The organism is Psychrobacillus sp. NPDC096623 (genome assembly GCF_044762655.1).
In the GTDB taxonomy this organism is placed as follows: domain Bacteria; phylum Bacillota; class Bacilli; order Bacillales_A; family Planococcaceae; genus Psychrobacillus.
The window spans coordinates 632,214-644,855 of sequence record NZ_JBIWER010000002.1; the positions used below are offsets into that span (position 1 = coordinate 632,214).

Sequence of the window (12,642 nt, forward strand, 5' to 3'; positions counted from 1 at the left end):
ATGAGTGACAGTAGGGTAGAAAAACATCCATTTAACGACTATGCATATTATAACAACAGAGAGATAAGCTGGCTTGCTTTTAATGAACGCGTGCTTGAAGAAGCCGAAGATGAAACGAATCCATTGTTGGAACGCTTAAAGTTTTTAGCCATTTTTAGTTCGAATTTAGATGAGTTTTTTATGGTTCGAGTTGCTGGATTACAAGATCAGGTGAGAGCTGGATTCAACAAACCTGAAAACAAAGCAGGACTTACACCGAAAGCACAGTTAAACAAAATTGCGTCTATCACAAAGGAATTGGTAAGCAGACAGATGAAAATTTATAAAGAGCTTATGGAAAAGCAACTACCTAAGCAAGGTATTTCTTTAGTGAAATATGATGAATTGTCAACTGCTCAAAAGAAGGAAATGGAAAAGCTATTTGAAGAAGAAATATTTCCTGTTTTAACACCGATTGCAGTAGACGCGTATCGTCCATTTCCAATCTTATTAAGTAAAACAATGAATATTTTAGTAATGATAGAAGATCATCAAGATGATCAAATGGAACAAAACAAAATCGCAATTGTTCAGGTTCCTTCTGTCTTAAAGCGTTTCATCCAAGTTACTACAGAGGATGATTCATTTGTGGCAGTGTTATTAGAGGATGTCATCATTGAGCATATTTCTAAGCTGTTTCATGGGTTCCATGTGAAGCATGCCAATCCTTTCCGAATTACACGCAATGCAGATTTAACTATTCATGAAGAGGGTGCACGTGATTTACTGATTGAAATCGAAAAAGAGTTAAAGAAGCGAAAATGGGGAGCAGTTAGTAGGTTAGAAGTTAAACTAAGTGAAATCAAGCCGAAACTCCTAAATTATTTACTAGATGAGCTAGAAATAACTTCCGAGGATGTTTATAAAGTAGATGGACCATTAGATACGACGTTTTTATTTTCCTTTATTAAAACGTTTGAAGGAAAATATATGGAGCTATTCTATGAACCTTTCATCCCCCAGCCACCTTTAGATATAGCTAGTGATGAAGATATTTTTGATAAAGTACAGAAACAGGATCTGTTTTTTCATCATCCATATGAATCCTTCCAGCCGATTATAGACTTTATTGAAAAAGCAGCAGAGGATCCCTCTGTTTTAGCTATTAAGCAAACATTGTACCGAGTTAGTGGGAATTCTCCCGTAATACTTGCGCTGAAACGGGCTGCAGAAAATGGAAAACAGGTGACGGTTTTAGTAGAATTAAAGGCTCGATTCGATGAAGAAAATAATGTCCAATGGGCCAAAGAATTAGAGAAGGCGGGCTGTCTTGTTATTTATGGGATCCATAATTTAAAAACACATTCAAAAATTACTTTAGTGGTTCGTAGACGGAATAACAAAATTGAGCAATATGTGCACTTGGGAACTGGAAACTATAACGACCAAACAGCAAGAATATATACAGATATGGGGATTATAACAGCGAACAAAAAAATCGGATCGGATGCTACTCAATTTTTTAATTTTCTTAGTGGCTATACAGATAAACCAAATTATGACAAACTAGTTGTTTCACCATACGATATACGTGATAAATTTTTAAGTTTAATAGACGAGGAAATCGAGTACCACCAGGCATTTGGAAATGGACATATAAAGCTCAAGATGAATTCTTTAACGGATAAGGATTTAATATTAAAGCTATATGAAGCTTCGTATGCTGGGGTTAAAGTGGATATGATTGTAAGAGGAACATGCTGCTTACTGCCACAAATACCTGGAGTTAGTGAAAATATTACTGTAACGAGCATTGTTGGTAGATTTTTGGAGCATTCAAGAATTTATTGGTTCCATCGCAATGGAGCATCAAGATTATATCTTTCGTCTGCGGATATGATGACAAGAAACATGGTCAAACGTGTGGAAATATTATTTCCAGTTTTGTCACCACCTATTAAAAAACGGATAATGGAAATTGTGGATCTGGAATTGCAAGACACTGCTAAAGCTAGAGTACAGGATGAAAAGGGAAAATATCATTATAAGGTAGCAGATGGAGTCAAAATAGACAGCCAACAAATTCTATTGGAGAAATCTCTAAAGCATATACCCGAGGATTAGAAAGAGCTGTACCCAACAATTATTTTGGGTACAGCTCTTTATTTGAAAGTATTTGCTACTTTGGAAACCTCGAAAGCTAAATCATCATTCCCGAATAACTGTAGAACATACATAACTGCTTCTGTATCAATATCTAAAGCGTGTTTTTCTGTATTTTCTTTTAGCTCAATTAAAATCTCATTGGAAGCTTGATTTGAATAAGCTTTTTCGTAAAGCTCAATAGGATCTATACCATGATTAGCACACCATTGCACATAAATTTGGATCATCATATTTTCATCTGCTTCATATTGTTCAATAACTTTATTTTTCATGTCAAAACCTCCTTAGAGAGAGTCGATTACTTGCCATATATTCGAGGATATTTCTTTAATCTCTATTGATTGAGCTGTGTTCTTCATCGTATTCGAAAAACTATTTACGACAGCTTCCAATAAAAATTTTCTAGGACTGTTGCTTGTGAGTTCCTCCAAGATGAAATTAATCATTTCTACTTCGGAAATATTCATTTCCTTTTCGTTTGATTGTTTGAAATTCTTCAGCAGTTGAATTACATGATCTTTTGTAATTCGTACTTCATCATAAAAATGGTTAAAAACAAATGGGTCGATAAGAACTTCTTCAGATTCTACCAAATTAGGCATTAGTGAATCTATTCGCTTCATTACATAATTTACTAATTCCTTTGTAGAGACCTCTTTAGACCTTACTGTCCAAGGGTGCTGCATCTGTTGTATCATTCCTAACAATAAGATAGCACTATCAACTGAATATTTCCGTGATTTTGCTCCATAAACATCAACTATTCGTTTTGATAACCATTTTACTTCTTCGTAATGATTTTTCTTGATAATATTCCTCAGCTCCGAATCTTGAGAGTGGAAGATAACTAAAAAGATTGGGACCAAATTTCGTTCTTTGTATACGTCCATACGTACAATCAATTGTTGTATTAATATATCTTTCTTTGATACATCTTGATGAATTAATAATTCTCTCCGTTTGAGATCAGTTTCTTCCTTAGCATTATCTAAAATAGCGATAATACATTCATTTTTTGATGAAAAGTAATTGTAAAATGTCCCTTTCGATATTTTACTTTCATTAATAATGTCTTGAACAGAAGTGGCGGCGAAGCCTTTTTCTATAAACAATTTTTGAGCAGTCAATAATACCTGATGCTTTCTAATCTTCATAATTACACACCTTTATACTTGAAGTCTAAATATTATAATACAAAACAAATACCGTAAAATCAATAAATTTGAGATGTAAGCGTTTTTCCTTATTGCATTTTTTGGACTGAGGGTATAAAATGTTCAAAGTAGTGTACCCCGTGCAATTATAGTCCCAAAATATTAGGAGGATAAAAGAGAATGAACGAAACGCAACATAAACCACCATATGCCATGATTGCTATCCTATTTGTTGGAGCATTCATAGCTTTTTTAAATAATACGTTATTAAACGTTGCATTACCTACGATTATGACTGAATTTAAAGTCGAACCTTCTGTTGTGCAATGGTTAACAACTGGATATATGCTTATAAACGGTATTTTAATACCAGCTAGTGCGTATTTTGTAACTAAGTTTTCCAACAGAAAACTATTTATTACCGCAATGACATTATTTTCAGTAGGTACATTTTTAGCTGCAATCGCACCAGAATTTTGGGTGCTTATTTTGGCTCGCATGATTCAGGCGGCAGGCTCAGCCGTAATGATGCCATTACTTATGAATGTTATGCTGACTGCATTCCCTATAGAGCGAAGAGGGACAGCGATGGGACTATTTGGGTTAGTTATGATAATGGCTCCAGCTATCGGACCAACATTGTCTGGTTTTATCATTGAGCACTATAACTGGAGAGTGTTGTTTGAGCTAATATTACCATTAGCTGTAATCGTATTATTATTTGCGATTTTTAAACTAAAAAATATTACACCAAATAATGATATGAAACTTGATGTTTCATCACTTGGCTTATCGACTATTGCTTTTGGTGGTCTTTTATATGGATTTAGTACTGCAGGAAGTAAAGGCTGGGATGCACCGATTGTATATAGTACGATTGCAATTGGATTGATCGCCCTTGTGGTTTTTGTCATTAGACAATTAAAACTAGATGAACCATTGTTGAATTTACGTATTTATAAATATCCAATGTTTGCTTTATCTTCTATTATTTCAGTAGTTGTTTCAGCTGCAATGTTTTCAGGAATGATTTTAACACCTATATACGTTCAAACTATTCGTCACATTACACCACTAGATTCAGGATTGTTGATGCTCCCAGGTGCTCTGGCGATGGGATTAATGTCGCCAGTTACTGGGAAACTGTTCGATAAATACGGAGCACGCTCATTGGCGATTATTGGTTTAACTATAACAACGATTGCAACCTATATGATGAGTAATTTAGCTGCAGATTCAGATTATTACTATATTATGATTGTTTATACATTCCGTATGTTTGGTATGTCAATGGTAATGATGCCAATCATGACAAATGGTTTAAATCAATTACCTATGAAGATGAATCCGCACGGAACTGCAGTGAATAATACTTTACAACAAGTATCAGGTGCTATAGGTTCTGCGATATTCATAACAATTATGAATGCGAGAATGGAATCGAGAGGTGCTAGTTTATTCGAAGAAGCTATGAAAGCGGGCAATGTGCCGACAGCTCCGGATGCATTAGAGCAGTTTAAACTTCAACTTAGTAGTCAAGCAATGTTAGAAGGTATCAATTTCACTTTCTTTATTGCAACGCTTGTTACAATCTTAGCTTTAGTGTTATCACTATTTGTAAAACGCGTGGATGTATCTAAAAAACAAACAAATGCAGAATAAACACAAAAGCACTTGCGGATAGCAAGTGCTTTTTTATATGGAAGAGAGTATATACAATGAATCATACTGATTTTTTTAGCTATAAGAGATAGCTTGTGTAATCATTTTATTTCTATATTCATTTTTTTATTATATGTTCCTGTCTTATACTCGGTCCCAACACAAAAAAAGTCGTTACAAACTGCTAAATATTTGTTGGTACATTAGAGGGAAAGGTATTAAGTAAAATATGTATTTAATAGTAATTCAACTGTTTTTTTCAATCAAAAATCAATAAAAACCAGGCTGGATCTAATATGATCCAGTCTTTTTACTTAATTCAATTTTTCTTGGATTCCTTGAAATAAAAGGTTGCTCTAGACAAACAAGACTATTTGAATGGTCTATTTTTTATCCAAAACTCCCAGTAAATCCGAGAAGTCTATTGTGAAATGTTGCATTTAAACTACTTTAGTAAGTTAGTTGAATAAAAATATTTACAAATTCTTATTAAATAACTGTTTCATTGAATTGTATAATTAGTTAGTATATTCAAGCTCTATACAAAATTAAAAGGAGGGGGATTTATTTATTTAATAATTTAAGTTAAGAAAGACATATTGCAAGGTATTTTTAAAAACATAAAGGAAAATTATTCCTATAACCTTTCTGGTGCTTCATTGGCTATCAGGAAGGGAGTCTAGTTAAGTACATACAATGGTATGCAAATCCACATGGGACAAATATTAAAACCCAAAATCGCCAGTCTGACAGTTAAGTATCTTAATGCCTTTATATTAAACAGAATAAGTATGACAAATAATTTCAACCTTAAGATGCAATAAATCTCGGTCTTGAGACGTACTATAAATCTTTAATTATCTGTTAGTTTTAAATTGTGAAAGAAAAACTTATATCGAGGTGACTTATGTATAACAGAATAATAGGCAATGACATCTTAAAGAGTAAAGCAATAACGTTGACAACAATGATATTTGTTGCTGCTGCAGCTATGCTTGTTTCGCTCGCAGCGATACTCATCGTTAATCTTTCAGGCTCGTTAGATACACTTATGAAACATGCCAAAACCCCTCATTTTATGCAGATGCATTCGGGTGAAATTGATACTGCACGGCTTGCATCATTTGCGGAGCAAAATAATAATGTAGATGATTATCAGGTGGTTGAATTTCTTAACATTGATAGTGCGCAGATTATACTGGGCGAAAATTCGCTTGCGAATAGTGTTCAGGATAACGGTCTCAGCGTACAAAACGAAAAATTCGATTATCTTCTTGATCTTAACGGTAACATCATCAACGTATCTGATGGTGAAGTTTATGTTCCAATAAGTTATATGAGGGACAACACCGTAAAAGTTGGTGACAAGGCTGTAATTAGTGGAAAGCAATTTACTGTTGCAGGATTTCTCCGAGATTCAACTATGAATTCCTCACTCTCCGCTTCTAAGCGATTTCTTGTAAGCACAAATGATTTTGTGGATATTAAAGACCTTGGAAGTATCGAGTATCTGATTGAGTTTAGATTAAAAGATTTCTCTGCGATAGGCGAATTTGAAGCAGCTTATGCTTCCGCAGGACTTGAAGCGAACGGTCCAACAGTTACATATACACTTTTCAAAACGATGAACGCCATTTCTGATGGGATGATGATTGCGGTTATCCTTCTTGTAAGCGTACTTGTCGTTGCCATCGCATTTATGAGCATACGTTTTACCCTCCTTGCAAAAATTGAAGATGACTATCGTGAAATTGGTGTTATGAAAGCAATAGGGATTCATCTTTCTGATATAAAGAAGATTTATCTTGCGAAATATGGAGCTATTGCAGCGGCAGGTAGTATTCTTGGTTTTATTCTTTCTCTTATGTTTCAAGGCTTTCTTCTCGAAAATATAAGGCTTTCTATGGGCAAAAGCGAAAACTCTTCTTTTGCAATAATTTTAGGAATCATTGGAATACTGGTTGTATTTCTTACAATTGTTGCTTATGTAAACGGAGTGCTGAAACGTTTTCGGAAAATCTCCGCCGCAGAAGCTATACGCTTTGGTACTTCTCAGGAAAAAAAAGCTGGAGCTAAGCGGTTTTCCTTAATAGAAAATAGACTGTTTAATACGAATATTTTTCTAGGAATGAAGGATGTCTTAGTAAGAAAAAGACTTTACGCCACTATGCTTGTAGTACTGGTGATTTCTGCATTTATAATTATTGTTCCACAGAACCTCTACAACACGATTTCTGATAAAAATTTCATTCAATATATGGGAATTGGAAACTACGATTTGCGCATACAGACCAACATACCAGACAAAAGCGATGAAATTGTGAAGGCAATAGACAGCGACAGTGCCATTTCAAAATATGCTGTTATGACAACTAAGACTTTCAATGTAAAAACAAGTAATGGGCTAAAGGAAAATATAAAAATTGAACTGGGTGACCATTCGACATTTCCTATAGCGTATTCTGAGGGCAGAGCTCCTGCTTCAGAAAACGAAATCTCTCTTTCGTCTATAAACGCGGAAGAACTGGGCAAAAAGGTCGGAGATGTCATTACGTTGGTTATTGAAGGGCAGGAGAAAAATCTCACGGTAAGCGGAACATATTCGGATGTCACCAACGGCGGAAAAACAGCGAAGGCATTATTCACCGACAATTCGGCGAGTGTCATGTGGACCATCTTCTGTGTTGAACTTTCGGATAAATCTCTGGTGGAGAGCAAGGTTTCAGCGTATTCGGAAAAATTCGGTTTTGCAAAGACATCCGATATAGATGAATTTGTTTCTCAGACCCTAGGCTCGACAGTAAGTTCCGTTGAAATGGCTTCCTACGCAGCAATTGCCATTGCATTGGTTATTACGGTACTGGTTACTCTGTTGTTCATGAAAATGCTTATTGCAAAGGATAGATATTCCATTGCCGTCATGAAAGCGCTCGGTTTTACAAATTCGGATATTAAGGCACAGTATGTTTCTCGGTCGGTTTTCGTTTTGATTGTTGGAATTATTCTGGGGACACTTCTCGCGAATACTTTCGGAGAGGTACTTGCTGGTGCGCTTATCTCTTCGTTTGGAGTATCAACTTTTAATTTTACAGTAAATCCGCTTTCAGCGTATTTGTTTAGTCCGTTGCTAATGATAGTCGCGGTGCTTATCGCTACAATGTTGGGCACATTAGGCGCTGGGCAAATAAAAATTTCTGACAATATTAAGGAGTAGGCATATGAAAAAAATAATTATCGGTGAACACATTGTAAAATTTTTTGGTATAGACGATGAACAGCGTAATGTTCTTGACGGAGTGTCCGTTGAAATAGGTGAGCGTGAATTCCTTGCAGTTATGGGACCATCGGGATCGGGAAAATCTACACTAATGTTTGCCTTAAGCGGAATGGACGGCGTTAATGGCGGAAAGGTCATTTTTGATGACATGGATCTAACAGAGGTCGGGGAGAAAGAGCTTTCAGAAATACGCAGAACAAAAATGGGATTTATATTTCAGCAACCTACTATGCTGAAAAATCTAAATATCCTCGATAATATTATTCTTCCGTCAATGCGCGACAACAGAAAAAACGCACCAAAAATATCTGAAAAGGCTAGAATGCTAATGCAAAGGGTAGGCATTGGTGAGCTTGAAAAGCGCGATATTACGCAGGTTTCGGGAGGTCAGCTTCAGCGTGCGGGAATATGCCGAGCGCTTATGAATAATCCAGAAATCATCTTCGGTGACGAACCTACAGGCGCGCTCAACTCAAAATCTTCAGAGGAAATCATGGATATATTTTCGGAAATTAACGCAGATGGAACTGCACTTATGCTTGTTACTCATGATGCAAAAGTTGCTGCGCGAGCGGATCGAATTATGTTTATGCGTGATGGAAAAATCGTGAGCGAGTTGAAACTCTCGAAGTTTGATGGGAAGGATATTGAAGATAGAGTCGATGAGGTCGCTGTTAAAATGAGGGAAGTAGGAATATGAGTTGTTGTTTTACCTCTAGAGAGAATCCAGAAAGAGAAGAGTATTAATTTTCATCCTCTGTGGTGTAAACATTAAATTTATTTTACGCTAAATGGCTGGCTTACGGGTGCTTTAGCAGAACAAGACCATCACCTTCGATGGTCTATTTTTACGTCCATAAGGTTATGTAGAAAAGAGATGCTGGATGTGACGTAAGTCACGACCAGCATCTCTGTAAAATCAATAAAGCACATGCATGAAATTTTTAAGCGTTTTTATTTATTTCCTCTGTTAACGTTTCCAACTCATCGATCAACGAACCAATATATGCGATTGTATCTTTTAACGGTTCATCCGTCGTAATGTCGACGCCAGCCATTTGTGCAAGCTCTACAGGAGATTTAGTGCCGCCAGCTTTCAAAACTTTCGTCCATTGATCTACAGCAGTTTGACCTTCAGTCAATATACGCTTAGACACCTGAGTAGAGATTGTTAAACCTGCGCTATATGTGTACGGATACAATCCCATATAATAATGTGGTTGGCGCATCCAAGTAAGCTCTGCACCCTCAGTAATTTCTACCGTGTCGCCCCAGAATTCTTCTAATACAGTGCGTTTATATTCGTTTAAAATTTGTGCATTTACATTTAAGCCTTGATCGATGCGATCATAAACTTTGCGTTGATATGCTGCTTCCAATAGATGCGTTACAAAATTATGATAATATGTGCGAGCTACTATGGAGGAAATTACCCAACGCTTAAATTTAGGATCATCAGAACTTTTCAGTAGATGATTTGCAACGAGCATTTCATTCATCGTGGAAGGCGCTTCGATGAAATATAAAGATGGGCGAGCATTGAAAATGTTCTGCTCTTTGTTTGCATAATAAAAATGACCAGCATGGCCTAATTCATGAGCGAGAACAAATACTTCATTCATTCTACTAGACCACGAGATGAGAATATATGGGTGACTTCCGTATGGGCTAGAACAAAAAGCACCTGTTGATTTTCCAACGTTTTGAGGGAAATCAATCCACCGTTCTTCATATGCGCGGTTGACCATTTCGATATATTCTTCCCCCATCACAGAAAGGGCATCATCAATATACTTTTTAGATTCTTCCACAGAAATTGTAGGTTCATATGTTGGATCTAAAGATATTTTCAAATCTGCAAACGTCATCTTCTCCAAGCCATGTTCCTTTTGAAGTAATTTTGCGTATTTCCGCATATGAGGTGCAAGTTCTTTCGTGATTAAATCGATTTGTCTATTGTATAAGGAACGATCTACCTCTTGGTTGAATAATAAGTAATCATAAATAGAGTCATAGCCACGTATATCTGATGTAGTTTTTTCCATTTGTAAATGCATATCGTATGTTTTAGCCGTTGTATGCTCATATTCTTTTAACTTTTTAGAAAAGGCTTCGAATGCTGCTCTTCTTTTTTCAGTGTCTGATTCAGCTTCCCAGTCATTCTCGAATGAGACATAGTTAAGCGGATATTCTTTTTCATTAACTTTGAAGTTATCAAACTTAATATCAAGCATCTTAGTTGTATCATACAATTTGTATGGTGCTCCAAAAGAAGCAGAGTAGGCTGCAAGTGTTTTTTCTACTTCAGGATGAAGCTGGAATTTCTTCTTTTTAAGTAACTTTTCTAGGTAAAGCTGATGATCTGGAGATTTAGAAATTGCTTCTTCTATAGTATTGTCAGGTAATTCTACAAGTTCACTGTTTAAGAAAGATAGCTGACTGCTCACCTTAGCGGACAGAGAACCAAATTTACTTGCTCTCATTTGAGCATCCGTATTTGTTTGGTCAGTACTCAACGAAAGACTAGCATATGTTCCTGCTGGTACTATTATCTCGTACAGTTTCGTATATTCTATTAGGGCATTAACCACCTCATCAGCTCTTTGGATGGACCCCTTAAAACGATTATTAAACTCGAGAGACTTGCTTTCGATTTCTTTTAATGCATCTTCAAAATCTTTTTCAGATTGAAACAAATCATGTAAATTCCATGTTTCTTCCAATTTTACTTCTTCTCTATTAGGCATTTGGTTTACCATTATATCTCCCCTTAATATTACGGATTTCGAACTAATATTAGTATATATAAAAATAACTGAAAAGTAAAAACAATTAAATTTCACTAATATTTTTCTCTAAAATCATTTGAATATCAGTATAAATAATAAAATAAGTGACTAAAACATAAAATATAAAAAATATTTTTTTAAAAAAAATGCGAGTAATTTGTCCTATTAATCCTTATATTATCAGTACTTTAAGCCTGTGTAATAAAATTATTCTAAAGTAATATTGGTAATTTTCTAACTATAGGGAAAAATTAGTATAGACTGAATTTAAAGTTTGTTTTACAATAGGGTTGTTCTTACAAAATGATAGTTTTTGAGTTTATGCTTGTTAGAGGGAGAAAGCAAGTAGTATAACTTATAAATTCAGAATTATCAATTAAAACGGGGGTTATGTTTATGAAGAAATCGAAATTTGCTTCACTGTTCCTATCATCATCATTGTTGATTGGAATCCTAGCTGGTTGCGGGAGTGGCGGAGAAACAGGAACTAGTTCAGAAGGTGGAGACACTATTAAAATTGGTGCCAATCTTGAGCTTTCGGGAGGTGTAGCATCTTATGGTACATCAGAAGCAGATGCTATTGATTTAGCTGTGGAAGAAATCAATGCCGCTGGTGGTATTGATGGCAAGAAAATTGAACTTATCAAGGTGGACAATAAATCGGATGCAGCCGAAGCAACTAATGCGGCTATTAAATTAACAAGTCAAGACAAAGTAACAGCTATTATTGGGGCTGCGACAAGTGGTAACTCAGTTGCACAAGTTCAAATAGCAACAGATACTAAAACACCTATGATTTCGCCTTCAGGTACAAGTACAACAGTTACTGTTGGAGAAGACGGAAAAGTAAATCCATTTACATTCCGTACAGCGTTCATCGATCCTTTCCAAGGAACGGTAGCTGCTAATTTTGCTGCTAACGAGTTAAAAGTAAAAACAGCTGCAGTATATGCAGACAATGCAAGTGATTACGCTAAAGGTCTTGCTGCTGCTTTTATTAAAGATTTTGAAGCAGCCGGAGGCAAAATTGTTGCAGAAGAATCCTATGTTGCCAAAGATACTGACTTCCGTTCAAATCTAACTCGTATTAAATCTTCTAATCCTGAATTTGTCTTTATCCCTGGATACTATGAAGAAGTGGGACTAATTGTTAAGCAAGCCCGTGAATTAGGAATCACGGTTCCATTAATGGGGGCCGATGGATGGGATTCACCAACAATTGTCGACTTGGCTGGAGCTGATGCGTTAAATAATACTTTCATTATTACTGCTTATTCATCTGAAGATCCAGATAGTAAAGCGAAGGAGTTTTCAGATAATTTCAAAAAGAAATACGGTAAAGAGCCTAACTCATTCAATGCACTTGGATATGATACGGTTTATTTACTAAAAGACGCTATTGAACGAGCGGGATCAACAGACGGAACTAAAATTAAAGAAGCAATTGAAGCTACTGATCAATTAGAACTTGTAACAGGATTATACTCTGTTGATGAAAATCATCATCCGATTAAATCAGCTGTAATAATTGAATTCGTAGATGGAAGTCAAAAATTTAAAACGAAAGTTAATCCTTAAGATTTGTAGGTTTTAGGGGGGGATTGATATCCCTCCT

At 35.7% G+C, this 12,642-nt stretch carries 8 protein-coding genes; 5 read left to right on the forward strand and 3 right to left on the reverse strand.

The genetic code is table 11. The features are described from left to right. Entirely contained in the window at positions 1–2,103 is a 2,103-nt protein-coding gene (locus ACIQX2_RS07850; protein ID WP_402848231.1) for an RNA degradosome polyphosphate kinase, read from the forward strand. Positions 2,104–2,141: 38 nt separating this feature from the next. Here the strand turns inward: ACIQX2_RS07850 and ACIQX2_RS07855 are convergent, their stop codons facing one another. Together ACIQX2_RS07855 and ACIQX2_RS07860 are read right to left on the reverse strand one after the other, a co-directional pair. Next, positions 2,142–2,417 (reverse strand): hypothetical protein, encoded by a 276-nt coding sequence (locus tag ACIQX2_RS07855; protein ID WP_402848233.1) that lies wholly within the window; start codon positions 2,415–2,417, stop codon positions 2,142–2,144. Positions 2,418–2,429: 12 nt separating this feature from the next. Then, the gene (locus ACIQX2_RS07860) at positions 2,430–3,299 is read right to left on the reverse strand and encodes a TetR/AcrR family transcriptional regulator (protein ID WP_402848235.1); all 870 of its coding nucleotides are present in this window, start codon (positions 3,297–3,299) and stop codon (positions 2,430–2,432) included. A gap of 180 nt (positions 3,300–3,479) precedes the next feature. Between ACIQX2_RS07860 and ACIQX2_RS07865 the strand changes: the two genes are divergently transcribed. The 3 genes from ACIQX2_RS07865 (at position 3,480) to ACIQX2_RS07875 (ending at position 8,938) form a co-directional block, all read left to right on the forward strand. After that, on the forward strand, positions 3,480–4,961 hold the full coding sequence (locus ACIQX2_RS07865; protein WP_402848237.1) for a DHA2 family efflux MFS transporter permease subunit: 1,482 nt from the start codon (positions 3,480–3,482) through the stop codon (positions 4,959–4,961). Between the two features lie 907 nt (positions 4,962–5,868). Further along, positions 5,869–8,175, forward strand: coding sequence for an ABC transporter permease (locus ACIQX2_RS07870; RefSeq protein ID WP_402848239.1), 2,307 nt, complete (start codon positions 5,869–5,871; stop codon positions 8,173–8,175). A gap of 4 nt (positions 8,176–8,179) precedes the next feature. Beyond that, complete coding sequence (locus tag ACIQX2_RS07875; RefSeq protein ID WP_402848242.1) at positions 8,180–8,938, forward strand: ABC transporter ATP-binding protein; 759 nt, start codon at positions 8,180–8,182, stop codon at positions 8,936–8,938. A gap of 244 nt (positions 8,939–9,182) precedes the next feature. Here the strand turns inward: ACIQX2_RS07875 and pepF are convergent, their stop codons facing one another. Continuing rightward, positions 9,183–10,997 (reverse strand): oligoendopeptidase F, encoded by a 1,815-nt coding sequence (gene pepF, locus ACIQX2_RS07880; protein ID WP_402848245.1) that lies wholly within the window; start codon positions 10,995–10,997, stop codon positions 9,183–9,185. A gap of 426 nt (positions 10,998–11,423) precedes the next feature. Here pepF and ACIQX2_RS07885 point away from each other — a divergent pair, with 426 nt between their 5' ends. Then, positions 11,424–12,605 carry an ABC transporter substrate-binding protein gene (locus tag ACIQX2_RS07885; protein ID WP_402848249.1) on the forward strand — a complete coding sequence of 394 codons (1,182 nt, stop codon included), beginning with the start codon at positions 11,424–11,426 and terminating at the stop codon, positions 12,603–12,605. Positions 12,606–12,642: the final 37 nt, after the last annotated feature.

Coding starts and splice junctions, on each gene's coding strand:
- pepF (WP_402848245.1), bottom strand. CDS start 10,997: ATGGTAAACCAAATGCCTAATAGAGAAGAAGTAAAATTGGAAGAAACA.
- ACIQX2_RS07855 (WP_402848233.1), bottom strand. CDS start 2,417: ATGAAAAATAAAGTTATTGAACAATATGAAGCAGATGAAAATATGATG.
- ACIQX2_RS07870 (WP_402848239.1), top strand. CDS start 5,869: ATGTATAACAGAATAATAGGCAATGACATCTTAAAGAGTAAAGCAATA.
- ACIQX2_RS07875 (WP_402848242.1), top strand. CDS start 8,180: ATGAAAAAAATAATTATCGGTGAACACATTGTAAAATTTTTTGGTATA.
- ACIQX2_RS07860 (WP_402848235.1), bottom strand. CDS start 3,299: ATGAAGATTAGAAAGCATCAGGTATTATTGACTGCTCAAAAATTGTTT.
- ACIQX2_RS07885 (WP_402848249.1), top strand. CDS start 11,424: ATGAAGAAATCGAAATTTGCTTCACTGTTCCTATCATCATCATTGTTG.
- ACIQX2_RS07850 (WP_402848231.1), top strand. CDS start 1: ATGAGTGACAGTAGGGTAGAAAAACATCCATTTAACGACTATGCATAT.
- ACIQX2_RS07865 (WP_402848237.1), top strand. CDS start 3,480: ATGAACGAAACGCAACATAAACCACCATATGCCATGATTGCTATCCTA.